The 24,503-nt window shown below is 53.6% G+C and carries 22 protein-coding genes and 1 tRNA gene; 9 read left to right on the plus strand and 14 right to left on the minus strand.

Going from position 1 to position 24,503, the window contains the following annotated elements; genetic code table 11:
- Positions 1 to 126: 126 nt before the first annotated feature.
- Positions 127 to 1,323, minus strand: a complete 1,197-nt coding sequence (locus QMG44_RS11405; RefSeq protein WP_014170937.1) for a Bcr/CflA family multidrug efflux MFS transporter — start codon at positions 1,321 to 1,323, stop codon at positions 127 to 129.
- Between the two features lie 15 nt (positions 1,324 to 1,338).
- Positions 1,339 to 2,046, minus strand: coding sequence for a 16S rRNA pseudouridine(516) synthase RsuA (rsuA, locus tag QMG44_RS11410; RefSeq protein WP_014170938.1), 708 nt, complete (start codon positions 2,044 to 2,046; stop codon positions 1,339 to 1,341).
- 151 nt (positions 2,047 to 2,197) lie between these two features.
- Between rsuA and QMG44_RS11415 the strand changes: the two genes are divergently transcribed.
- Both QMG44_RS11415 and rplY read left to right on the plus strand, forming a co-directional pair.
- Positions 2,198 to 3,958 (plus strand): DEAD/DEAH box helicase, encoded by a 1,761-nt coding sequence (locus QMG44_RS11415; protein WP_086532280.1) that lies wholly within the window; start codon positions 2,198 to 2,200, stop codon positions 3,956 to 3,958.
- A gap of 125 nt (positions 3,959 to 4,083) precedes the next feature.
- A complete protein-coding gene (gene rplY, locus QMG44_RS11420) occupies positions 4,084 to 4,368 on the plus strand; it encodes a 50S ribosomal protein L25 (RefSeq protein ID WP_014170941.1) in 285 nt (94 codons plus the stop codon).
- Between the two features lie 54 nt (positions 4,369 to 4,422).
- Here rplY and yejK read toward each other — a convergent pair whose 3' ends face one another.
- A complete protein-coding gene (gene yejK / locus QMG44_RS11425) occupies positions 4,423 to 5,430 on the minus strand; it encodes a nucleoid-associated protein YejK (RefSeq protein ID WP_014170942.1) in 1,008 nt (335 codons plus the stop codon).
- 134 nt (positions 5,431 to 5,564) lie between these two features.
- Between yejK and QMG44_RS11430 the strand changes: the two genes are divergently transcribed.
- From QMG44_RS11430 to QMG44_RS11450, 5 genes are all read left to right on the plus strand, one after another.
- A complete protein-coding gene (locus QMG44_RS11430; protein ID WP_001135586.1) occupies positions 5,565 to 5,792 on the plus strand; it encodes a YejL family protein in 228 nt (75 codons plus the stop codon).
- A gap of 19 nt (positions 5,793 to 5,811) precedes the next feature.
- A complete protein-coding gene (yejM, locus tag QMG44_RS11435) occupies positions 5,812 to 7,572 on the plus strand; it encodes an LPS biosynthesis-modulating metalloenzyme YejM (RefSeq protein ID WP_025203628.1) in 1,761 nt (586 codons plus the stop codon).
- Between the two features lie 72 nt (positions 7,573 to 7,644).
- A tRNA-Pro gene (locus QMG44_RS11440) sits at positions 7,645 to 7,721 on the plus strand.
- Between the two features lie 186 nt (positions 7,722 to 7,907).
- Complete coding sequence (locus QMG44_RS11445) at positions 7,908 to 8,147, plus strand: DinI family protein (RefSeq protein ID WP_014170944.1); 240 nt, start codon at positions 7,908 to 7,910, stop codon at positions 8,145 to 8,147.
- Between the two features lie 124 nt (positions 8,148 to 8,271).
- Positions 8,272 to 8,598 (plus strand): NIPSNAP family protein, encoded by a 327-nt coding sequence (locus tag QMG44_RS11450; RefSeq protein WP_025203613.1) that lies wholly within the window; start codon positions 8,272 to 8,274, stop codon positions 8,596 to 8,598.
- A gap of 305 nt (positions 8,599 to 8,903) precedes the next feature.
- Here QMG44_RS11450 and QMG44_RS11455 read toward each other — a convergent pair whose 3' ends face one another.
- From QMG44_RS11455 to QMG44_RS11470, 4 genes are all read right to left on the minus strand, one after another.
- Positions 8,904 to 9,254 carry a hypothetical protein gene (locus tag QMG44_RS11455; protein ID WP_228176546.1) on the minus strand — a complete coding sequence of 117 codons (351 nt, stop codon included), beginning with the start codon at positions 9,252 to 9,254 and terminating at the stop codon, positions 8,904 to 8,906.
- 118 nt (positions 9,255 to 9,372) lie between these two features.
- Positions 9,373 to 10,332 (minus strand): hypothetical protein, encoded by a 960-nt coding sequence (locus QMG44_RS11460; protein ID WP_281853082.1) that lies wholly within the window; start codon positions 10,330 to 10,332, stop codon positions 9,373 to 9,375.
- A gap of 621 nt (positions 10,333 to 10,953) precedes the next feature.
- Positions 10,954 to 12,141 carry an MFS transporter gene (locus QMG44_RS11465; RefSeq protein ID WP_086532278.1) on the minus strand — a complete coding sequence of 396 codons (1,188 nt, stop codon included), beginning with the start codon at positions 12,139 to 12,141 and terminating at the stop codon, positions 10,954 to 10,956.
- A gap of 135 nt (positions 12,142 to 12,276) precedes the next feature.
- Positions 12,277 to 12,537 (minus strand): DUF2534 family protein, encoded by a 261-nt coding sequence (locus QMG44_RS11470; protein ID WP_010433451.1) that lies wholly within the window; start codon positions 12,535 to 12,537, stop codon positions 12,277 to 12,279.
- Between the two features lie 209 nt (positions 12,538 to 12,746).
- On the opposite strand from QMG44_RS11470, the gene eco reads away from it, so the two are divergent.
- Entirely contained in the window at positions 12,747 to 13,250 is a 504-nt protein-coding gene (gene eco / locus QMG44_RS11475; protein WP_040018015.1) for a serine protease inhibitor ecotin, read from the plus strand.
- A 93-nt stretch (positions 13,251 to 13,343) separates the two neighbouring features.
- On the opposite strand, the gene mqo is transcribed toward eco, so the two are convergent.
- Positions 13,344 to 14,996 carry a malate dehydrogenase (quinone) gene (gene mqo / locus QMG44_RS11480; protein WP_014170951.1) on the minus strand — a complete coding sequence of 551 codons (1,653 nt, stop codon included), beginning with the start codon at positions 14,994 to 14,996 and terminating at the stop codon, positions 13,344 to 13,346.
- A 187-nt stretch (positions 14,997 to 15,183) separates the two neighbouring features.
- Here mqo and QMG44_RS11485 point away from each other — a divergent pair, with 187 nt between their 5' ends.
- Positions 15,184 to 16,473: a SulP family inorganic anion transporter gene (locus QMG44_RS11485; protein WP_032680576.1), complete on the plus strand. Its 1,290-nt coding sequence runs from the start codon at positions 15,184 to 15,186 to the stop codon at positions 16,471 to 16,473.
- Here QMG44_RS11485 and mgtE read toward each other — a convergent pair.
- From mgtE to QMG44_RS11515, 6 genes are all read right to left on the minus strand, one after another.
- Entirely contained in the window at positions 16,436 to 17,872 is a 1,437-nt protein-coding gene (gene mgtE / locus QMG44_RS11490; protein WP_086532277.1) for a magnesium transporter, read from the minus strand. The two genes, QMG44_RS11485 and mgtE, sit on opposite strands and share 38 nt — an antisense overlap.
- Before the next feature lie 147 nt (positions 17,873 to 18,019).
- Positions 18,020 to 19,663: a multidrug ABC transporter permease/ATP-binding protein gene (locus QMG44_RS11495; RefSeq protein WP_014170954.1), complete on the minus strand. Its 1,644-nt coding sequence runs from the start codon at positions 19,661 to 19,663 to the stop codon at positions 18,020 to 18,022.
- Positions 19,664 to 19,738: 75 nt separating this feature from the next.
- Positions 19,739 to 20,389, minus strand: a complete 651-nt coding sequence (gene alkB, locus QMG44_RS11500; protein ID WP_020883168.1) for a DNA oxidative demethylase AlkB — start codon at positions 20,387 to 20,389, stop codon at positions 19,739 to 19,741.
- Positions 20,389 to 21,447, minus strand: a complete 1,059-nt coding sequence (gene ada, locus QMG44_RS11505) for a bifunctional DNA-binding transcriptional regulator/O6-methylguanine-DNA methyltransferase Ada (RefSeq protein ID WP_020883167.1) — start codon at positions 21,445 to 21,447, stop codon at positions 20,389 to 20,391. The genes alkB and ada overlap by 1 nt, the downstream gene beginning before the upstream one ends.
- 72 nt (positions 21,448 to 21,519) lie before the next feature.
- Positions 21,520 to 22,575, minus strand: coding sequence for an FAD:protein FMN transferase ApbE (apbE, locus tag QMG44_RS11510; protein WP_086532276.1), 1,056 nt, complete (start codon positions 22,573 to 22,575; stop codon positions 21,520 to 21,522).
- Positions 22,576 to 22,688: 113 nt separating this feature from the next.
- On the minus strand, positions 22,689 to 23,804 hold the full coding sequence (locus QMG44_RS11515; RefSeq protein WP_020883165.1) for a porin OmpC: 1,116 nt from the start codon (positions 23,802 to 23,804) through the stop codon (positions 22,689 to 22,691).
- Between the last annotated feature and the right edge of the window lie 699 nt (positions 23,805 to 24,503).

The following is a 24,503-nucleotide window of genomic DNA, read 5'->3' on the forward strand; positions in this document are numbered from 1 at the left end:
AAATACAATGATGTGACTTTTTACACAAATAGATTTTACATAAAAGAAACAAACACAGGGTAAACGAACGCAGCTTTGGTTGATGTGTGTCAACAAAAAAGGCCCTGACTGGGCCTTATTTGCGCGTTAGCTGGCCACCTTTCGCGGCCGACTGGCGTAGAGATAGAAAAGAATGGAGCTGGTTGCACAAAACGCCATCGCCCACAGCATCGGCCAGGCCGTATTAAACGTGGCCATCGACAGTAACGCCCCGACGATGGCGCCGATGCCAAAGCGGAATGTTCCGGCCAGCGACGAAGCGGTGCCTGCCATATGCGGGAATTCGTCGAGGATCACCGCCATCGCATTGGAGGAAACCATCGACACGCAGCCGACGAAGGCCGCAACCCCCACCACCAGCGCCCAGAAGCCCACGCCTGTAAAAGCACTCAGCACCAGCCAGATAGCCATCACAAACTGGATCCAAAGCCCGGCGCGGAACATGTTCAACGCCCCGACTCGGCGGACAAAGCGGCTGTTAATGATGGTCATAATGAACAGGAAGACGATGTTGAGCGCAAAGTAATAACCGAAGTGCTGCGGAGAAACATGGTTCAGTTCGATATAGACAAACGGCCCGGCGCTCAGGAATGAGAACATCCCGGCGAAGCTGAAACCGCTCGCCAGCATATAGCTCAGCACGCGCTTATGGCGAAACAGTGAGGCGAAATTCCCCATTGTGGTTCGGATGTGGAATTTCTGTCGGCGCTCCGCGGGTAGCGTTTCATCAATAAAGAAGAAGATCATTGCCGAGGCCAGCAGCGCGGCAAGCGCCAGGATCCAGAAAATCACATGCCAGCTGAACCATACCAGCACCGCACCGCCGGCCATAGGGGCCACCAGTGGTGCAATCGTCGTCACCAGCATCACAAACGACATCATCCGGGAGAACTCTTCTTTCGGGTAGATATCGCGCATCAGGGCATTGATCACCACGCTTGCCGCTGCCGCCGCCAGACCGTGGAAAAAGCGCATGACAATCAGTTGATCGATGGTTTGCGCCTGCGCACAGGCCACCGCTGCCCCTGCAAAAATCAGGGTCCCGCCAAGGATAACGGGCTTGCGGCCAAAGCTGTCCGCCATCGGACCATAAAACAGCTGACCGAGGGCAAAACCGAGAATATAGGTGCTGAGCGTCATCTGCGCGCTGCCTGCCGGTACGCCAAACTGCGCGGAAATAACCGGCAGTGCAGGCAGATACATATCAATAGACAGCGGCATCAGCATGGCCAGCAGGCCAAGAATGAAGACAATTTTGAACGACGAGTGTGGCCTGGTGGTCACAGAGTTCTCCTGAAATTAATGCGAAGGCAGACCAACGCTGGCGATCTCTTCTTCCGTTAACGGGCGATATTCGCCGGGCGCCAGCTCAGGATCGAGTTCAATTGCGCCAATACGTTCACGATGCAGACCGACAACGTGGTTACCCACCGCGGCAAACATACGCTTCACCTGATGGTAGCGCCCTTCACTGATGGTCAGACGAACCTCGGTAGGCGCGATCACTTCAAGCACGGCAGGCCGGGTCAAATCTTTTTCATTATGCAACTGAACGCCGTTGGCAAATTGTTCTGCCGTGTCATCCGCGACCGGAGACTCCAGCGTCACCCGATACGTCTTCTCACAGTGATGGCGCGGAGACGTGATACGGTGTGACCACTGCCCGTCGTCGGTCATCAGCACCAGCCCGGTGGTGTCGATATCGAGACGGCCAGCGGCATGCAGCTTGTGCGCGACCGGTTCGTCGAGGAAATAAAGCACCGTTGGATGATCCGGATCGTCCGTGGAACAGACATAGCCTTCCGGCTTATTGAGCATGAAATAGCGCGGCCCGTGCTGTTGGGTCAGCGGGTTGCCGTCATATTCAACCTGATGGTCAGGCTGGAGTTTGAACGCAGTGTCTTTCACAATGTCGCCATCCACGGTAACGCGGCTGGCGCGAATTTCACGCCCGGCAATAGCGCGGCTTACGCCGAGTTGCTGAGCGATAAACTTATCAAGTCGCATGAAATCTTTTTAGCCTTAATGGTGCTGGAAGTCGGACAACAGGTCCGAAAAAGAAGCAGTCTGGAATGGCTCAGTATAATGGTCTGGTTGCGCCACTCAAGGGAAAAAGTTTCGTGGCATACTATATGCGAAATAACTAAACCGAGACCCCATGACTTTTACACTTCGTCCTTATCAGCAGGAAGCCGTAGACGCCACTCTCGCCTGGTTTCGTAAACACCAGGCACCGGCGGCCATTGTGCTTCCGACCGGTGCTGGCAAAAGCCTTGTGATCGCCGAACTGGCGCGTCTGGCACGCGGACGCGTGCTGGTGCTGGCCCACGTCAAAGAGCTGGTGGCGCAAAACCATGCCAAGTATTGCGCGCTCGGGCTGGAAGCTGACATTTTCGCTGCCGGGCTAAAGCGTAAAGAGAGCCACGGCAAAGTGGTCTTTGGCAGCGTACAGTCGGTGGCCCGCAACCTTGATCTGTTTCGCAGTGAGTTTTCGCTGCTGATTGTCGACGAGTGTCACCGCATCAGCGATGACGACGACAGCCAGTATCAGCAAATCCTCACTCACCTGAAAGAGGTGAACCCGCACCTTCGCCTGCTTGGCCTGACGGCGACCCCGTTTCGCCTGGGTAAAGGCTGGATCTATCGCTACCATTATCACGGCATGGTGCGCGGCGACGAGAAAGCGCTGTTCAGCGACTGTATCTATGAACTTCCTTTGCGCTACATGATCAAGCATGGCTACCTGACGCCGCCCGAGCGGCTGGACATGCCGGTGGTGCAGTACGATTTCAGCCGATTACAGGCGCAGAGCAACGGGTTATTCAGCGAAGCGGAGTTGAACCAGGAGCTGAAAAAGCAAAAGCGCATTACCCCGCATATCATTAGCCAGATAGAAGAGTTCGCCGCGACGCGCAAAGGGGTCATGATCTTTGCCGCCACCGTGGAGCATGCGCGAGAAATTACCGGGCTGCTGCCCGCCGAGGACGCGGCCTTAATCACCGGCGAGACGCCCGGGCCGGAGCGCGACCGCCTGATCGACGCCTTCAAAGCGCAACAATTCCGCTATCTGGTGAACGTGTCAGTGTTAACCACCGGGTTTGATGCCCCGCATGTCGATCTGATTGCCATTTTACGTCCGACCGAATCGGTCAGTCTTTATCAGCAGATTGTGGGGCGCGGCCTGCGCCTGGCGCCCGGGAAAACCGACTGTCTTATTCTGGATTACGCCGGTAACCCGCACGATCTCTACTCTCCGGAAGTCGGCACGCCAAAAGGCAAAAGCGACAACGTCCCCGTTCAGGTCTTTTGCCCTGCCTGTGGTTTTGCCAACACCTTCTGGGGTAAAACCACCGCAGACGGCACGCTGATTGAACATTTTGGCCGCCGCTGTCAGGGCTGGTTTGAAGATGACGAAGGACATCGGGAACAGTGCGATTTCCGTTTCCGCTTTAAAAACTGCCCTCAGTGCAATGCGGAAAACGATATTGCCGCCCGTCGCTGTCGCGAATGCGATACGGTTCTGGTCGATCCTGATGACATGCTAAAAGCAGCGCTGAAGTTAAAAGATGCGCTGGTGCTGCGCTGTTCCGGTATGGCACTGCATCCCGGCGCGGATGACAAAGGCGAGTGGCTGAAAATCACCTATTACGATGAAGACGGCGCAGACGTCAGCGAGCGCTTCAGGGTACATACGCCTGCCCAGCGTATGGCCTTCGAACAACTCTTTATTCGCCCGCACACCCGTACGCCCGGTGTACCGCTGCGCTGGATTACCGTGGCCGATATCGTGCGCCAGCAGGTGTTACTGCGCCACCCGGATTTTGTTGTGGCTCGTATGAAAGGACAGTTCTGGCAGGTTCGGGAAAAGGTGTTTGATTACGAAGGCCGTTTTCGTCGCGCCAACGAATTGCGCGGTTAAGGGGACTTTTCATTGATGTGAGGGGCATTTGAGTATAAAATGCCGCCCGCTTCATATCCGTGAAGCAGAACACTCACCTGCTGCTGGGTCGCCTGTAGTAGGGTTTAAAATACAGAGAGAAATCAATGTTTACTATCGAAGCAGAAGTACGTAACGTGCAGGGTAAGGGTGCGAGCCGCCGCCTGCGTAACGCTAACAAGTTCCCGGCTATCGTTTACGGTGGCGAAGCTGCTCCAGTTGCAATCGAACTGGATCACGACAAAGTGTGGAACCTGCAGAACAAACCTGAATTCTACAGCGAAGTTCTGACCATCGTTGTTGGCGGTAAAGAAGAAAAAGTGAAAGTTCAGGCTGTTCAGCGTCACGCGTTCAAGCCAAAAGTCACTCACATCGACTTCGTTCGCGCGTAATCGCAAACACGTCGAAAAAAAAGCCCCGCTTCTGCGGGGCTTTTTTTATGCCTGTTATTTCCCGCCAGAGGTGCGGCGCTGAAGCTGATCGCGCAGGTTCGGCGGCGTGCCTTTAATGGTCAGCGTATCGGTGGCCGGATCCCAGAAGATGCGTTCACCCAACAGCATGGCATCAAAGTTGATGGTCAACCCACCGCCGCTACCGGCAAATTTAGTGAGCTGTCGCAGCGTACTGCGATCCGCCGGGAAGCTCTCTTCGAGCTCATAGCCTTTATCAGCGGTAAATTCCTGGAAGCTGACTTCACTGACGCCCGCCAGCTCTTTTGACAGCGACTCCAGCTCAATCTCTTCTCCCGCCTGCAGCTGTTCGTTGCAGTAACTGTACACCTGCTGGCGCACGGTCTGACGCTCAGATTTATCGAGCTGCGCTTCAGCGGTAAAGTCGTCAACCGCCTGCAGCAGCCCTTTGTTCTGCGCTTTGGCGTTAAGACCTTCGCTGGCGCCGAGGAAGTCCATAAAGAAATCAGCCACTTTACGGCCGACGCGGCCTTTCAGGAAGGTCAGGTAGCGGGTCGATTCCGGGTTCGTTTCCCACTCGGTTAAATCGATACGCGCCACGATATCCGCATGGTTGATATCAAGATAGTGGGTAGAGCTGATATCCAGCTGCTCATTCACGCGCATGCTGCTTAAATTGTTCAGCACGGTGACCAGCAGATACTCTACTGCCAGGTAGCGATAGTGACAGAACAGGACGATACCGCCGTCTGCGAACGGGTATTTTGCCAGTTCGTCACGCAGACGTCCGGTGGCGGCGCGGCTAAACGCCAGGAAATCCTCTTCGCCCTGACGCTGCAGACGAAGACTATCAGCCAGTTCGCTCTCTTCGCTGAACAGACCATAGGCTTTATTTTTAGCACTGTAGACGCGGTGCAACTCCGCCATCATTTCCACAACGGTCGCCGTGGGTTCCAGTAACGAATCGCGAAGCACCACTTCAAGGGTTTGCTCATCACGCTTGATAAGCTGGTGCAAGGCAATCTGGTTGATTTCCAGACTCATGATAAACTCTCCTTTTAGACCGGGCGGTATTCAACCACCACCAGGTCATGTGTGCAACAACAGATAAAAAAGGGGAAAAAAAGCTGTCGCTACGGTAATATGTTGCCCTTTCATCAACAAACTGATTTTGATTTATGCCACAACATTCCCGCTACAGTGATGAACACGTTGAACAACTGCTCAGTGAGCTGGTCAACGTACTGGAAAAACATAAAACGCCGACCGATCTCTCCCTGATGGTTTTGGGAAATATGGTCACCAACCTTATCAATACCAGCGTTGCTCCGGCTCAGCGTCAGGCGATCGCCAAATCTTTCGCCCAGGCATTACAGTCCTCCGTCAGCGACGACCAGGCCCATTAAGGGAAACGAACAACAGTTTATGGTGACGAATCGTCAGCGCTACCGTGAAAAAGTCTCCCAGATGGTCAGCTGGGGACACTGGTTTGCCCTGTTCAACATTCTGTTAGCGACGGTCATCGGCTGTCGTTATCTGTTTGTCGCAGACTGGCCGACAACGCTAACCGGGCGTATTTACTCCTGGATGAGCGTTGTGGGTCACTTTAGCTTTTTGGTTTTCGCCACCTATCTGCTGATCCTGTTCCCCCTGACGTTTATCGTCATGTCGCAGCGGCTCATGCGTTTCTTGTCCGCTATCCTCGCGACGGCGGGGATAACGCTGCTGCTTATCGACAGCGAAGTCTTTACCCGTTTTCACCTGCATCTCAACCCCATCGTCTGGGAACTGGTGATCAACCCGGATCAAAACGAAACGGCCCGTGACTGGCAGCTGATGTTTATCAGCGTTCCGGTGATCCTGCTTATTGAGATGCTGTTTGCCACCTGGAGCTGGCAAAAGCTGCGCAGCCTGACCCGGCGCCGCCATTACGCGAAGCCCGTTGCGACGCTCTTTTTCGTCTCCTTTATTAGCTCGCACATCATGTATATCTGGGCGGATGCGAACTTCTATCGCCCTATTACCATGCAGCGCGCTAACCTGCCGCTCTCTTATCCGATGACGGCCCGCCGTTTCCTCGAAAAACACGGCCTGCTGGATGCGCAGGAGTATCAGCGCCGTCTGGTCGAACAGGGTAATCCGGAAGCGGTCAGCGTTCAGTATCCGCTGAGCGAACTACGCTATCGCGATATGGGCCGCGGGCAAAACGTCCTGTTAATCACCGTCGATGGCCTGAATTATTCACGTTACGAGAAGCAGATGCCTGCTCTGGCTGATTTCGCCAGTAAGAACGTGACGTTTACACAGCATATGAGTTCCGGTAACTCGACCGACGCGGGTATCTTTGGTCTGTTCTACGGCATTTCAGCCGGATACATGGACGGCGTGCTGTCCGCCCGTATTCCTGCGGCACTGATCACCGGACTTAATCAGCAGGGTTATCAGTTAGGGCTATTCTCTTCGGATGGCTTTAACAGCGCGCTCTATCGCCAGGCGCTGCTGTCAGACTTCTCACTGCCGGCGGCACAGAGCCAGACAGATGAACAGACCGCCAGTCAGTGGATAAGCTGGCTGCAACGCTACGCCCAGGAAGATAACCGCTGGTTCTCGTGGGTTGCCTTAAACGGCACCAACCTTGAGGACACGAATCAGAAAGGCTTTGCGCGCCGCTACAGCCGCGCTGCCGGTGATGTTGATGCACAGATTGGCCGCGTGCTCGACGCGTTGCGCGAGTCTGGCAAGCTGGACAACACCGTCGTGATCGTCACGGCTGGTCATGGTATCCCGTTGGGTGACGAGACGAAGAGCATGGAGTGGTCTCGTCCAAATCTGCATGTTCCGCTGGTGATCCACTGGCCGGGAACGCCGGCGCAGCGCATCAATATGCTGACTGAACATAAAGATGTGATGACGACCCTGATGCAACGTCTGCTGCACGTCAGCACGCCAGCAAACGAGTATTCACAGGGGCAGGATCTCTTCAGTGCCACCCGCCGCCATAACTGGGTGACGGCTGCCGGAGAGAGCACGCTGGTGGTGACTACGCCAGCGCTGACGCTGGTGCTGAACAACAATGGGAAGTATCAGACGTATAATCTGCAGGGTGAGCGGTTGAAAGACCAAAAACCGCAGCTGAGCCTGCTGCTGCAGGTTCTGACGGATGAGAAGCGCTTTATCGCTAACTGATTAATTATAAACCAGTTAGCAACAGATTCCCTTGCATTCAAAACGGAATCGAGTAGTATTCTTTTTATGCGTCGGCACGTAGCGCAGCCTGGTAGCGCACCGTCATGGGGTGTCGGGGGTCGGAGGTTCAAATCCTCTCGTGCCGACCAAAAATACTCTTTAAAACCAGCCGGTTATGGCTGGTTTTTTTATTGCTTAATTTCTGATGGGAATCATTACCTGTAGTTTCAGCACCAACGGTCAACAACCCCCCTTAAAACACTCCGCCACGCTTGACGCTGTATATTTTTACAGTAAAAATACCTCCCCCCACTTGAAGTTATTACGGAGGTTTTATGTTTGTTGAATTGGTTTACGATAAGCGAAATGTTCAGGGCCTGGATGGAGCCAGAGAAATTATATTGGCCGAGCTTACGAAGCGAGTGCATAACATCTTCCCTGATGCTGAAGTGAAGGTTAAGCCTATGCAGGCTAACGGACTCAATAGCGATGCCAGCAAAAGCGATCGTGAAAAGTTGAACCGCATGCTGGAGGATATGTTTGAAGAGTCTGATATGTGGCTTACAAATGAATAAATTTCGTTGAAGCCCTCATATCGAATGTACTGGCGCGGACTTTAGCTGATAATTTTCCTTTGTGTAACACAATAACATTGGACAATCGACTTAGTGCGATACACCAACGTCTGGAGCAGTGATGATGAAAACAGTCGAGATACTGCAATACAATTTACACAAAGGCACCGGAGCATTTTTTCATAACGTCATGGCAGAAATTAGCGTTCCCCTACATCAACGCCACGGCATCGATGTGGTGTCGTTTGGTCACTCTCTGCACGATCTTGATTGCTACTATCTCATTCGAGCCTTTGAAAGTATTGAAAATATGAATACGGTGCTTAATTCTTTCTACGCGAGCGCAGACTGGCGCTGCGGGCCTCGTGAGTCCATCATTGACTGCATCGAAACAAGCATTAAGACAGTAATTGATCTGCCACGAGTAAGTGTGGATGGGCTACGAGTGTAAGTCCAAATCTGTTACGTCGCGATTGAGCGTTTACTGCCATATTAGGTTTGGTTCGGTGTATTGAGACAGCCAAAACGAGTCTGAGCTGATACATATCTAACCCTACCCTGCTCCCCATTGATTAACACACCGCGATGTTTGTAATGTCTTCATAAGCCACATGAGGACATCCCCAAGAAGCGTTTTTCCGACCAACATAATCTTGAAAACCAACCCTTCCGGGTTGTTTTTGTATTTCTGCAAAGGGAATTTCGTGTCATGTAACTCACTGGAAAAAAAGGGGCCCGTTTAGGCCCCCTGATGCGTTACTGTTTCACTTTGGCCTTTTCCTCATTGATGACGTTTAGCGCTGCTGCGGTGCAATCACCCTGAGCGATCCTGAGCGTGCCCGCCTGTTGGCGTTGCTCCAACAATGCGGAAAGCGTGTTGTAAACTTTCGTTTCGTGGTGGGCCTGTGCATAGCCCAACGCCTCGCAGATTTGAAAATCTGACATTGCCGCAACACGTTTACCATTTCCCCCCATGAAAGGCCGGGTGCTTAATGCATCCGTTTCGGGTTGAGAAGCAATGCTACATGCTGTTGTAGTCACCGCTGCCAGAATGATGAATGTCCACTGAGCCTTTTTCATCAGTAACGCTTTTTTTAAGGGTTTCACTTAAAATACTTCCCAAATTCGACATGTTGTCGCCTGATTTCTTTCAGGTTTGCCACTATTCCAGCCATACACCAGCCACTGACAACCCCCAAAAACCACCCCATCAAGAGATTGACTATCACCAGTGACCCACGTTTCTGGAGCCAGACTGAGCGCTACCACCACCAATATGATTGCCACCGCCTAAGCCGTGGGCGCTGTTGCTGTTGGCTGCATTGTTGCTGCCGTTCCCCGTTCCATGCTCATGTCGTGAGTTATTACGGCTATGATCGCTTCCCTGACGCTGAGAGACGATCAACGCGTCTACATGCGGAACTGCGATTTGCACATTCGGATCGACTTTGGCGATCTCCCCTGCGGTGGTGGTAGTGGTGACACCATTAACCGTGATATTCACAGGCGTCCCCGGCTTCATACTGGACACAGCAACGTTAATCGAGCCCGTGTCTTTTGTTATGGCAACACTTGTAACGTTATCAGGGGCTTTCGTGGTGGCTGGAGTATGAGTAAGCGAGGGCGCAGTAACCGCCGTGCCAGCGGGTAAGGCTGGACCTGTTGTCGCTTGCTGCATAGACACCACTGCGGCGCGGTAAGTTGTGCCTGTGATTTGTGGCGCAGCCACTGCAGACGTTTTGGTGGCGTCAGGGGTGTTAACGGCAGTTCCTGCAGGTAAGGCTGGCCCTGTTGTGACTTGCTGCATTGAAATCACAGCGTTCCGGTAAGTCGTGCCCGTAATGTGTGGCGTTTTCTGCTGCACGGGTTGCGGCGTTCTTTGTGTTACAGGTCGCGGCGCATCGGGAGCCGTTTCAGTTGCCTGTACTGCATTAATACGATCGCCTGCAGTGCGTAAGCTGTTTTCGATGTCCCCTAAACGGGCCATATTTTCAGGTGAACGGTCGGCATTGTAAGTCTTTAATGCAGCCTGCTTATCCTCCATGGCCTGATTGGCTTCATTGCGAATCGACTGAATAGCAGTGGCTTTTTCATCCATGGTCATGAAATTAGAAGCGAAGGCGTTCACACTTCCGCATGAAAGCGCAATTATTACGGATAAAGAAATGATAGAATGGCGGTTCATTACAATAATTACCTTTAATTTATGTTAAGGGAAAACAGAAACAACAATTAACTACCCCGGCACATGTCGGGGACTTTTTTCAACAAACGAAACAAGCACTTCAAACCGCGCATAATAACGACTGTAAACGATTACACATTTGATATTTATCAATATCCCTAATTCAAATCGTAGAAATAACAATCAACTCAGCCACTACATTTCCCTGTTAATTCGCTTCAAAACATCTCTATTGTTATCGCAACCAATCATTTTTTTAGTGAATAACACTTAGACGGTGAATTTTTCCGGTTCATTATCCTGCATAAAAAAAGTGAAATAATGTTTCAGTGCGCGTGCATTGACGTAACGAAAGCATCCCTCCTCTGGATAAAGCGCCCTGTCCCTGCATAGCTGATACGGCCCAAGCCAGACACCGTCAGCAATACAGAGAGGGATACATGCCCGGATTTCACGCGATAAGAGGTGTGATAATTGAACAACGTGGCGGTATAGCGGGGGGCTAATTACAGAGGCAGGAATTTATTGCAATTGATGACAGGGCTGGTTGAATCAGCATGAATGCTGTCCAGCCCAGATTCTTACGACTAAAAAAAGAAAAGCATTTTAATAACCGTATTCTTACCGCACTTCGGCAGGCGTTTTACGCAGATAAAGCAGCGTCAGCAAACAAATCACCGCGCCGGCATAAAAGGTATATTCTGCGCCCCACAGTTCCCAGATAGCGCCGGCACCCACGCTGGCCATCAGTAACCCGAGCCCGCTGACCAGACTGAAAAGACCAAACGCCGTACCGCGCAAATCCGCAGGCGCTGTTTTAGCCACCATCGCGGCCAGCAGCCCCTGAGTCATCCCCATATGCATGCCCCAGAGCGCAACGCCGACAATAATACCGATCCAGTGGGTACTCAGGGCCAGAACGACATCAGCGGCAATCAATACGACTAGCCCCCACTGCAGAAGCCGGGTATGGCTCATACCATCAGAGAGTTTGCCAAACGGATAGGCCGAGAAAGAATAGATCACGTTCATCACCACCATCACCAGCGGGATTAAGGCCAGGGGAACGCCAGACTGTTGCGCACGGAGGATAAGAAAAGCCTCGCTAAAACGTGCCAGTGTGAATACCGCCCCCAGGCCAATGACCCACCAGCACGATTTTCCCAGCCGCGTTAAATTCTCTCTTTTGATGGGATTAGTGCGTTTATGTTCGACAGGGGTTTTCGGCTCCTTCAGGCCGAAATACAGCAGCGCAACCGAAAGAAAGCCGGGGATCAGGGCTATCCAGAAAACCGCGCGAAAATCATTGTGTAGCAGCAGCATTAACCCCACGGCCAGTAGTGGCCCCAGAAATGCGCCGGTGGTATCCATAGACTGACGCAGGCCATATGCCGCCCCGCGCAGTTCCGGCGGGGTGATATCTGCGACCAGTGCATCCCGTGGAGCACCGCGGATCCCCTTCCCCGCACGATCCATCAGGCGCGCGCCTAAAACCATCCCCGAAGAGGATGCGAGGGCGAAAAAGGGTTTGCTCAGCGCACCGAGGCCATACCCGAGTAGCGCCAGCCCTTTACGCTTGCCAAGATAGTCGCTAATCGCCCCCGAAAAGACTTTGATAAAGAGAGCGGTAGCCTCCGCGAGTCCTTCAATCAGGCCGATAACCAACACGCTCGTTCCCAGCGTAGTCACCATAAACAGTGGAAGCAGGCTGTGAATACTCTCTGACGAGATGTCCATCAACATACTGACGCCACCCACTACCCAGACCCCACGAGGGATCCGGCTGAGTACCGTAAATCTGGAAAGCATCTGTAACTCCTGCTCTGAAAACAGTGGCCTGACTGCTTACAGAATAGGATACGACGGATTAAAAACCTGAGGAAGAACAACGAGCCAATAAAAAAGCCAGCGCTCAGGCTGGCTTTTTTATCGCAGGAAAGGCGTTTAGTGTTTATCACGCCCACCCAGGAAGAAAATGCCCAGCGGAATGGCAAGCAGCACGGTGAACACCAGGCTATAAACAAAGATCATCGCTGATTGCAGGACATACATGCTGGTCGTCCAGGCAGAGAGAGGAATGTTGTACTGTTCAATAACGCCAACAATGGTTGCCCGCCCAACACACGCGGCAGCAATCATAAACACAACCAGTAGCGCCAACAGGAACTTGCGGCCTTCAGGTGTTTTCAGTTTTGCACGTACCATCTCTCTCTTCCCTTCACAGATGAATAACATTATGTGGCGCTTAAAATAACACGATCTGCCGCCAGACTCCAATGCAGTACAAACAACCACTTATTGCGCATGAATAGAGTTTTATACGCTGCCAGTATTGAAAATGTAAGTAAATTACACTAACCATTCACGAACATTATGTTAACCTGTGCCTGATAGTTTGACATAAAGGAATGACTGTGAAAAAAGCACCTCAATTTGCCATTGCCCTGATTGCCGCCGCATGCGTTAGCACCAGCGCTTTCGCCAGCGACACCCCTAAAGCGCAGCCTCTGGAAAAAGTAGCGCCTTATCCGCAAGCGGAAAAAGGGATGAAGCGTCAGGTCATTCAGTTACCCGCTCAGCAGGATGAAGCGAATTTCAAAGTGGAACTGTTAATTGGCCAGACGCTGGAAGTGGACTGCAACCAGCACCGTCTGGGCGGTCAGCTGGAAAGCAAAACCCTGGAAGGTTGGGGCTACGACTATTACGTCTTTGATAAAGTGACGTCTCCGGTTTCGACCATGATGGCCTGCCCGGATGGCAAGAAAGAGAAGAAATTTGTTACCGCGTATCTGGGTGACAACAGTCTGCTGCGCTATAACAGCAAGCTGCCAATCGTCGTTTATACGCCTGCAAACGTGGAAGTGAAATATCGCGTGTGGAAGGCGGAAGAAGAGACGGGCACCGCAGAAGTCCGTTAAGGATAAGCCGTGTGGCGATTTCGCCTGACCCGGCCATGATACTGTGCGGTTTAATAAGCCGGGTAAGCGCTAACGCTACCCGGCTTTTTCACATCAGAGTGCGATATCCGCGACCGGTTTGTTTTCCGCCTGAGGCTTCAGCTCTGCCTTTGGTGCTGCGTCAGCAGCAGCTTGCGGCTTCACATATTGCAGCTGCAGAACGCGGCTGGTGTATTCCAGTTCCTGTTCCGTCGCGTCAACGTTACCGTTCAGCTTAGTGCCGTAAGAAGGAATAATGGTTTTCAGTTTTGCCTGCCATTCCGGGCTGGCAACTTTGTCTTTAAACACTTTTTCCATCAGATGCAGCATGATTGGCGCAGCGGTAGAAGCCCCCGGTGACGCACCCAGCAGCGCAGCAACAGTGCCTTCTTTGTCACTGACCACTTCGGTACCCAGACGCAGTACACCGCCCTCTTTCGGATCGCGTTTGATGATCTGTACACGCTGACCCGCCTGCCACAAACGCCAGTCTTCTTTCTTCGCCTGCGGATAGTACTCTTTCAGCGCGTCAAAGCGTTCATCGTCAGAGAGCATCACCTGGCTAATCAGGTATTTCACCAGATCGAAGTTATCCAGACCGACGTCCATCATGGGCTTAACGTTAGAGGTGGTGGTCGCACTCAGCAGGTCCCACAGGGAACCGTTTTTCAGGAACTTCGTGGAGAAGGTCGCGAATGGCCCGAACAGCACCACACGTTTACCGTCAAGCACGCGGGTGTCGATGTGCGGAACGGACATAGGTGGCGCACCAACGGAAGCCTGACCGTAGACTTTTGCCAGGTGACGATTCACCACTTCCGGGTTTTCAGACACCAGGAACTGACCGCCCACCGGGAAGCCTGCGTAATCGTCAGCTTCCGGAATACCGGTTTCCTGCAGCAGTTTCAGCGCCGCGCCGCCCGCACCAATAAAGACAAACTTAGCCTTGATGACGTGCTCTTCTTCATTGTGTTTCAGATCGGCAACGGTCACGCTCCAGCTGTTATCCGCATTGCGCTTAAAGCCACGCACTTCGGTGCTGAGCTGCAGATTAAAGTTCTCTTTTTTCTGCAGGGAACCTACCAGCTGGCGGGTAATTTCGCCGTAGTTCACGTCAGTACCAATTTCAGTACGAGTCGCGGCGACTTTCTGGTTCGGGTCACGACCTTCCATGACCAGCGGAGCCCACTCTTTAATCTGCGCGTGATCTTCGGAGTATTTCATGCCGCGGAACAGCGTGCTCTGCTGCAGAGCCGCATAGCGCGCACGCAGGAAGTTAACGTTCTGCTCGCCCCACACAAAGCTCATGTGCGGCACGGTGTTGATGAAGGAGTGCGGATCGTGCATTACGCCGCTGTTCACCTGGTGAGACCAGAACTGGCGAGAAATCTGGAATGCTTCGTTGATCTCAACCGCCTTCTCGATACTAATGGAACCGTCCTTTTTCTGCGGTGTGTAGTTCAGTTCCATGAGTGCCGAATGGCCCGTACCGGCGTTGTTCCAGCCGTTCGAGCTCTCCTGCGCCACGCCATCGAGGCGCTCGACCATGGTCATAGACCAGTCCGGCTGCAGTTCTTGCAGATAGGTTCCCAGCGTGGCGCTCATAATACCGCCACCAATTAAAAGGACGTCCGTTTCCTGCTCTTTTGGCGTGTCAGCTTTTGCCGCCATTGAGACGGTATTCAGCCCCACGGCCAGAGACAAGAGCATGGCAGTCATTTTTTTCATAATTTATGCCTTAGTGTAAAAGTGCGTGATGCGTGGATATTGCAGGTGAAAAAAGCTGCGCGGGAACGGTAACAACTTTTAAATGGTGTTTAAAGGTTAAGAAATTATTGTAATTGTGAAATTTAATGATGGATTGTTTGTGAGGGATTACCTATGCGGCTGGCAAAAGGCGGCTTTTCTGGCTAGTATGTTGCGTTTTGTGATCGCGCGCACGGAAGCCTGCCCTAACCTGCGAAGTGTTATGTCATTACCCGATTCTTCTTTACCCCATGAAGGCCATGTCGCCTCGGTATTACGCTCTCCCCGGCTGCTGATGCGTGAAACGCTGGCGGGCGTGATTACTGCCCTGGCGCTTATTCCTGAAGTGATTTCGTTTTCTGTCGTGGCAGGGGTTGATCCTAAAGTTAGCCTGATTGCTTCCGTGGTGCTGTGTCTTGCCCTGTCCGTGCTCGGCGGCCGCCCGGCAATGGTCACGGCGGCAGCGGGTTCCGTGGCGCTGGTGATTGGCCCGATGGTGCATCAGCATGGCGTGCAGTACATTTTGCCGGCCGTTCTGCTGGCCGGGGCGATCCAGATCCTCTTCGGCGTGCTCGGTATGGCGCGACTGATGCGCTTTATTCCGCAGTCGGTGATGACCGGGTTTGTTAACGCGCTCGGTATTTTGATTTTCTTCGCCCAGGTTCCCCATTTCTGGAGCCGAAGCCCGCTGATTGTGGGCCTGTTCGTGCTGACGCTGCTGATCGTCCTCTGGGTGCCCCGCTATATCAAAAGTATCCCCGCGCCGCTTATTGCCATTGTGGTGTTAACCCTGTTTACCGTGACCACCGGGCAAATCCTGCCGACCGTGGGTGACGAAGGCACCATGAGCGGTGGCCTGCCCGGGCTGACGCAGCTGCTTGTCCCGCTGAACACCGATACGCTGAGCATTATCTGGCCATGCGCATTAAGCATTGCATTTGTGGGTCTGCTGGAGTCGCTGCTGACGGCAAAACTGGTGGATGAGCTGACGGCGACCCCCTCCGGCAAGCGCCGCGAAAGCATTGGTCTGGGCATCGGTAACATTCTGGCCGGCTGGTATGGCGGTATCGCAGGCTGCGCCATGATTGGTCAAACCATCGTCAACGTGGAGATGGGCAAAGGCCGCAGCCGCATTTCCACTGTTGCGGCCGGTCTGGTGCTTCTGGTGCTGGTGACGGCGCTGAGTGAAGTGATGGCCCGCATCCCGATGGCCGTGCTGGCCGGGATTATGGCGATTGTCGCCGTCAAAACCTTCAGCTGGCATAGCCTGCAGCCCGCGACGGTGAAAAATGCCCCCCTTGCGGAAACGGTCGTGATGCTGGTGACCGTTGCAGCCACGGTTTCAACCGGCAACCTGGCCATTGGTGTGCTGGGCGGGATTATCGTGATGGCACTCCTTCCCGCCCGAATTAAGCGTCGGGTTAAAGAAGAAAAAGCGTTGCCAGCCCAAGAAAAATAAAGAAGCCGCCCGTATCGGTGATGGCAGTGATCATGACGCTCGACCCCACTGCGGGGTCGCGCCCGAGTTTTGTCATCGTCAACGGGATGATGACACCCATCATCGACGCAACCAGCAGGTTCAGCACCATCGCCAGCATCATCACGCCGCCTAATGCCATATCGTCGTACAGCCACCAGGTAATGCCGCCCATAATTCCGCCCCACACCAGGCCATTAATCAGCGCCACACCCATCTCTCTGAAGATCAGGAAGGCAAAGTTACCCGGCTGAATGTTCTCCAGCGCCAGCGCGCGAACAATCATGGTGATGGTCTGGTTGCCGGTGTTGCCGCCTATCCCGGCCACAATCGGCATCAGCGAGGCTAACGCGACCAGCTGCGAAATGGTGTGTTCGAAGCCATCAATCACGCGGGAGGCGATAAACGCGGTACAGAGGTTAATGGCAAGCCAGGCCCAGCGGGTTTTGACCGCCTTGCCCACAGAGGCATGGACGTCATCTTCGGCGCTGATCCCCCCAAGCGCACGCAGATCGTTATCGGTCTCTTCGTAGACCACGTCAACGATCTCATCGATTGTCAGACGTCCCATCAGCTTGCCGACCGAGTCCACGACCGCCGCACTCACGAGGTCGTCACGTTCGAAGGTACGCGCGGCTTTTTCCGCGTCATCCTCCGGCGAGAAGACCATCGGCTCGTTTTCCATGACCTCGCTCACCCGCCGCTGAGTGCTGTTGAGCAGGATCGTTTTCAGCTCCAGCTCACCGAGCAGGGTTTTATCCCGCGAGGTCACGAACAGTTTATCGGTGTTGTCGGGCATACTGCCCAGGCGGCGTAAATAGCGCTGCACCGTGCCGAGCGTGACGTCCGGGCGCACCGTGATGACGCCAAACTCCATAATTGCGCCAACGCTGTGTTTATCGTAGTGCATCACCTGGCGCACGCGCGCCCGTTCATCGGCAGGCAGCGAGGCCAGCAGTCGGCCGGTCAGGTTACGCGGCAGGTGTTGAACAAGGTAAATCTGCTCGTCGATATCCAGCGTTTGCAGGGCATCAAGAATATCCCGGTCGCTCATCTCATCGATAAGATCATCCCAGACGTTTTCCGACGCCTCCAACAGCACCTGCCCGCGCTCGTGATCCTGCACCAGACGCCACAGGGCGTGACGCTCTTCCGAGGGAAGTGCTTCGAGGGTATCCGCCAGGTCGGGCGGAGGCAAATGGGCAACCAGTGCACCTACCTCAGCAATATCGTCGGCTAAAGTGCCGACATCATATTGCTCAGCCAGGGTCAGTTTTCCCCGTAACGCAGAAGTGACCGCTTTATCGGTCGTGAGAAGCCAGATGAGACGCGCACGTTCCTGGTCACGCTGCCGGGCGCTGTTTTTCTTTAATACCGACATCAATCATAAATCCATGAAATGAGATGGCATTAAGCATAGCGCGGGGATATGTAAATAAGAATAAACAACGGGACGGGATGCATAAAAAAGCGGCACATCGGCCGCGATTTTATCCCCTCTCCCGGTCGGAGAGGGTCAGACGAGACATCAGGCCGTGCGTGCTACCGCATCACGAGACGCCGCATCGCGCTCCTCGCCGGTCAACTCGCTGAGCTTGCCGTCGCGCATCTCCAGCAGACGGTCGGCATGAATGAAGTAGTGATCGTCATGGCTGATGGCGAAAATAGTTTTGCCCATCGCCTTCATCAACGGCAGTAACACCTGATAAAACTCGCGGCGGAAATGCGGGTCCTGGTCTGCCGCCCATTCATCAAGCAGGATGATGTCGCGCTCTTCAGCCAGTGCCAGCAGCAGCGCCACGCGCTTTTTCTGCCCCTTCGAGAGTTTCAGGTTCAGGATTTTACCGTCCTGAAGCTCAAGCTTATGGGACATCTGCAGCTGCCCAAGCCATTTCTCCACCAGCGCAGGGTTAGCCTGCTGCCCTTCCGGCCCCAGCAGGTGATCAAAGAGCCAGACATCGGTGAAGACCGCCGAGAAGAGCTTGCGATAATCCTCAGGTTTCTCCGCGCTCAGCGCTTTGCCATCCAGCAAAATCTCGCCCGATTGCGGCTGATATAAGCCGGTGAGCAGCATCGCCAGCGTGGATTTCCCGCTACCGTTACCGCCAATCAGGAACAGCAGCTCGCCGCGATGAATCGTCAGGTTTACCGGTCCGACGGAAAAAGCGTTGTCCTGATAGCGGAACATGACGTTACGCAGCTCTAGGGTTTGCCAGTTCGGGAAGGCCTGCGGGCGTGGGAATTCGGCTTTAAACGGTGCGAGATCGAATTTATTGAGCTTGTTAAACGCCACCTGAGCGCTCAGCAACGTTGGCAATGCGCCCACGGCGGAGAGGAGCGGTGTACGCAAAAACAGCAGCGTCAGTGAATAGGTCGCCGCGACGTTGGTATCCGCCCATCCCAGACTGTTCGCCATCCAGAAGACCAGGCCAATGGCGCCCAACATCATAATGTTCGACCAGTTCACCGCGCTCAGGTGGAAGGTATCGGCGCGAATGATGTGATGCCGGTATTCGCGGGCATCGGGAATATAGAGATGGTTAAAGATATGCTCGGCACGCTCGCGATTCAGGGTCAGCTCTTTACGCCCTTCCAGCACGGTCTGGTAATCGTTATAGAGCTTATCCTCGGTTTCACGCAGCACCGCCATGTGTTTATAGACGCGCGACACCAGCAGAAAACCGCCCCAGATGGTGATAACAATCCACAGCGCAGTGACCGCCAGCATTTTTGTGGAGAGCCAGGCGAGATACGCCGCCGAACCAAAGGTCAAAATAATGCCCTGCACCAGCTCCGGCAGACGAACAAAGGCAATGGTAATGGCGCGCACGTCGCTGGTCAGCCCTGCCAGCAGGGAGGCACTTCCAAGCTGCTCAACGCGTTCTACCTGCGTGTCCAGAATACGCTTGATAAATTCACTGCGCAGACGGAAAACGAAATGGTGTCCCAGCGCCGTCAGCGCCAGCTGCGAGCCGAGCGTCACCGCCATCAACAGCAGTAGCAGGCCAAGAAACTCCGGCAGGACGGCGAGTGAAGTATCGACCATTTCAATCAAGCGTACGTTAATAAACGCGATCAGGCCGATACCTAACGCGGCGCTGGCGAGGCTTAACGCCATGACGGCAATGAAGGGCCAGCGATACTGACGCCAGACGAGGAGAAGTAGTTGCATGCAGGCAATCCGGGCAATAAAAATCAGCCAGCAGTTTAAACTGCCGGACGGTTACATCAAGAATAATTCTTATTTTTATTGGCCACGGGATGCCTGCCGGAACGTCAGGTTAAGGCGGAACTCGCCGGTCTGAGGATGTACTCCCGGTTTGAGGGGCTGAATGCCGTGATAAAAAAGCCGCGATTCCCTGCCCCAAACCACCACATCACCGTGCTCCAGCATGAGCCGTTTCAGCGGATCGTTACGGCGTAATCCGCCAAACTGGAAGACCGCGGGCAGGCCTAAGGATACCGAGACGATCGGCGCGCGCAGATCGGGTTCATCCTTGTCCTGATGCAGCGAGAGCTTTGCCCCCACGGCGTAGCGGTTAATCAGACAGGCATCCGGGCGAAAGTCGGCATAGCCCGCTTCAACGGCGGCGTCATGGCAGAGCGCCCGAAAAACGTCAGGCATCGGCGGCCATGGCTGGCCGGTTACAGGATCGCCCGGGGCATATACATAGCCCTGCGCGTTTGTCGCCCAGCCCAGTTCCCCGCAGTTCGTCATCGCCACCGACATGGTGTACCCCCCGGGTGTCACCATGTGTCGAAACGGCGAGACCGCCGCCACCTCATCGATGCCGGCAAGCAGCGCCGCCGCGCGGGAAAGCGCAAAGCGGCGCAGGATCACCGCGCCGGGCGCAAGGGGCTCCTGCCAGGGTTCCGCATCCGCAAAAAGATCGAGCATTATCCCTCCGGGTTCTTTGCCTCACGTTTCAGTAACAACGCCTTTCGTTCTGTCCCCCAGCGGTAGCCCGAAAGCGCACCGTCGTGACGAACAACACGGTGACAGGGGATGATAACGGCCAGTTTATTTGCGGCACAGGCTCCCGCCACCGCACGCACAGCGCCTGGGCTACCGATCGTCTGCGCCACCTGGCGATAACTTGCCGTTTCACCGCGGGGAATGTCACGAAGCGCCTGCCACACACGCTGCTGGAAAGCGGTGCCCCGAATATCCAGCGGAAGTGCCAGCGGCACGGTATGGTCATCGATAGCGCTAATCACCCGCTCAATACGCCGGGCGAATTCTCCTTCCAGCGTTTCTCGCTCTGCTTTTGGAAACAGCGTCAAAAGCTCCTCGGTTAATGTCGCATCGTCGTCACCCAGCAGAATCGCGCAGATCCCGCGCTCGCTTTCACCCACCAGGCAGCGGCCTAACGAACACTCACCAATCGCATAACGCACGGCCACATCCCCTTTCCGGTACTGCTTCGCCGTCATGCCCAGCGCAGCGTTGGCTTGACGATAATAGCTGCTGCTGTCAGGAAACCCGGCGGCCAGCACGGCATCGGTAATTTTGTCCCCCTGCGCAAGAGCGGTACGCAGGCGTTGTACCCGCGCCGCCTGTTGCCAGGCTTTAGGCGTCATACCGGTAACGGACTTAAACAAGCGGTGGAAGTGGAAAGGACTCATGGCGACCTGCTGCGCCAGCATTTCCAGCGTTAACGCGGGATCGCGCTCCAGCAGACGGCAGGCATGTTCAACTTTTGCCAGCGTCTGTTCCTGCGGATCGCGTTTGTCCGGCTGACAGCGTTTACAAGGGCGAAACCCAGCCTGAAGGGCATGATCTACATCGGGGTAGAAGCGGACATTTTTACGTAACGCGTGGCGGGCACGGCAGGACGGACGACAAACGATCCCCGTCGTTTGCACGGCAAAGACAAACTGATCGTCAGCACGCGGATCGCGAGCCAGCACGGCCAGCCAGCGATCGTCATCGGTAGTAAAGGTCGGGTTTTTCATCATCAGCTCCTCTTACAAGCATACATACAGCGTGCCCGAGTGCCACTGATTAAAAACCCGCAACCTTGCTTTTTAATTCTTATCACTTACCAGGAAGCTGTCGAACTGCGGCGAACTCCAGGTTTTGAAGCCCTCAGCCTCTTTGGTGATCATATAGACAGCCAGTCCTTCCTGGCGGACCACCTCTTTGGCTTTCTCCGGACCGAGGACCATTAACCCGGTATCCCAGGCATCGGCTTCCAGCGCGGTGGGGGCAATGACCGTCACCGAGACCAGATTATGCGCGATTGGGCGGCCGGTCTGCGGATCGATGACATGCGAAATCCGCTTCCCGTCGAGCTCATAATAGTTACGGTAGCTCCCGGAGGTGCTGATACCGTGACCGTTGATATCCACAATCGCCTGTACGGCGTTTTGCTGGTCGGTCGGTTTTTGAATCGCCACTCGCCACGGATTACCGCTGGCATTCATGCCGCGGCTGACTAACGCACCGCCCACGGACACCAGGTAACGTGAAATACCTTCCTGGGCCATCAACGCGGCCAGATGATCTGCCGCATACCCTTCCCCTACCGTCGACAGATCAACAAACAGATCGGGAATATCTTTTTGCAGGTACTGTTGTCCGTACTGGTTGATCACCGTCAGGTGCTGCAACCCTGTCCGGGCGCGGGCGTCATCTATCGCCGCCTGGTCAGGCGTGGTGACAGGCTGCTTGTTCGGGCCAAACCCCCACAGGTTAACCAGCGGCCCCACGGTCACGTCCATCGCGCCGTTGGTCTTGTAGCCCACGCGCATTGATTCGGTCACGATATCGGCCATTGCTTCGCTCACCGGCCACAGGGAAGTACTGGTGGAGAGGTTAAAGCGCATCAGCGCAGAGTCATTTTTGTAGGTCGAAAGAAGCTGATCGTCGGCGTCCAGCTGCGACTGAATTTTGCTGCGAAGTTCGTCAGCGCGTGTCTTATCGAGATTCATCACGCTGACACGCCAGAATGTGCCCATCGTTTTGCCTTCCAGCACCGTCGCCGCGGGAGCATCCGTTTTGGCCACAGGCGTGGAAGAGTCACATGCTGTCAGGAAAAAAAGTATAGCCAGGAAGCTGGCGCGTAAAAAAGTCATGTCCATTCATTATTATCCTCATGCCAGGGCGGCAAGAGTACACCAAAAGGGTGAATTGTAAGAACCGAAAAGGCACGAAAAAGGGGCCATAAGGCCCCCTTTATCACACGATGAAGCGATTAGAACTGGTAAACCAGACCCAGCGCTACGATATCATCAGTACCGATACCCGCCTGACGGGTGAATTCATTTTCATCAACCAGGTTGATTTTGTAATCAACGTAGGTGGACATGTTTTTGTTGAAGTAGTAAGTCGCACCAACATCAACATATTTCAGCAGATCCTGATCGCCGTAACCTTCGATGTCTTTACCTTTGGACTGCAGGTAAGCCACGGATGGACGCAGACCGAAGTCGAACTGGTACTGAGCAACCACTTCGAAGTTCTGTGCTTTGTTAGCAAAGCCGTAAATGTCGCTGCTGCTCTGAGAGTTACCGAAACGGGTTGCGTTATAGGTCTGAGAGTACTGCGCCGCCAGGTAGATGTTGTTGGCGTCGTATTTCAGGCCACCAGAGTAAACTTCAGCACGATCGCCTTCGCCTTTCAGCGCCAGGTTAGCGGTGTCGTTCTGGTCAGCAGTACGTTTAGAAGAAGACATCGCACCACCGATGCTGAAGCCTTCGCCCAGGTTGTAGGTCACAGACGCGCCGTAACCGTCACCGTTCTGTTTCAGGGTGCTACGACCGGAATCGTTTTCACCGCTTACGCTGCCGTTTTTACCCTGATACTGCAGAGCAAAGTTCAGGCCATCAACCAGACCGAAGAAGTCCTGGTTACGGTAGGTTGCTACGCCGTTAGCACGGGATTGCAGGAAGTTGTCTGCACCGTAGGTGTCGCCGCCAAATTCTGGCAGAACGTCAGTCCAGGACGTTACGTCGTAGATCACACCGTAGTTACGACCATAATCGAAAGAACCCGCGTCAGCGAATTTCAGACCCGCGAACGCTACACGCGTCCAGGACTGGTTGTCGCTTTCAGAGGTGTTGCCCTGAATCTGGTATTCCCACTGGCCGTAACCGGTCAGCTGATCGTTAACCTGGGTTTCGCCTTTGAAGCCAAGACGCATGTAAGTCTGGTCGCCATCATTGCTCTTGTCGTCAGAGAAATAGTGCAGACCATCAACTTTGCCGTACAGATCTAATTTGTTGCCATCTTTGTTATAAATTTCAGCCGCATTTGCTGCGCCTGCCACCAGCAGAGCTGGTACCAGGAGGGACAGTACTTTAACTTTCATTTTATTAACCCTCTGTTATATGCCTTATAATTGCCACTGCTTACTGATTAACCCTCATTAACCAGTCGGCAATTTCATTCTCCGCAAAATTACAGAATAATCCAACGGGAATATGATACGAAAACTTTGAAAATGTTTCATTTCACGATAAACATGTTTCAAAATGTAAATATCAAGGAACTTTTACAAAGCACAGAGAGCTTAAGAATTTAGCACTTATCATCAAGCGAGAAGAAAAAACATTTAAATTCAGTAAACTACATTAAAAATATTTACAGCACTGAATGACAAAACAAGATCGGCCGTTATCTCTAAAATAACTCTCGCTATCATCATTAACTTTATTTATTACCGTCATTCAGATTTGAATGTCTGTTTATCCCTAATTCTACCGAATGCCTGGCATTCGGTTTTTTTTTACCTTTCTTTACGTAGCATGCGTTTTTTTGTGCTACCGCCCTGAAATTGTAACGACTATTAACTAAATTCGTTTCCTCTCCCCTTGAGAACCGCGTCATTACTGCAAATCTCAATTTCTTGTTAATTCGTGCTATTTACCGGTATGTATCGGTTTTTATTTGTACACTCTCACTCGCTTTGTACATGTTTCATGCAATGGCGTTCTCCGATATTGTCAGCCGAAAAAGTGGCGGGTTCAAAGAGCGTGACGCTGGAAATTCAGGTATTACCCTTTATACT

The sequence above is a fragment of the Enterobacter sp. 200527-13 genome, assembly GCF_027924865.1.
Classification (GTDB): Bacteria; Pseudomonadota; Gammaproteobacteria; order Enterobacterales; family Enterobacteriaceae; genus Enterobacter; species Enterobacter ludwigii.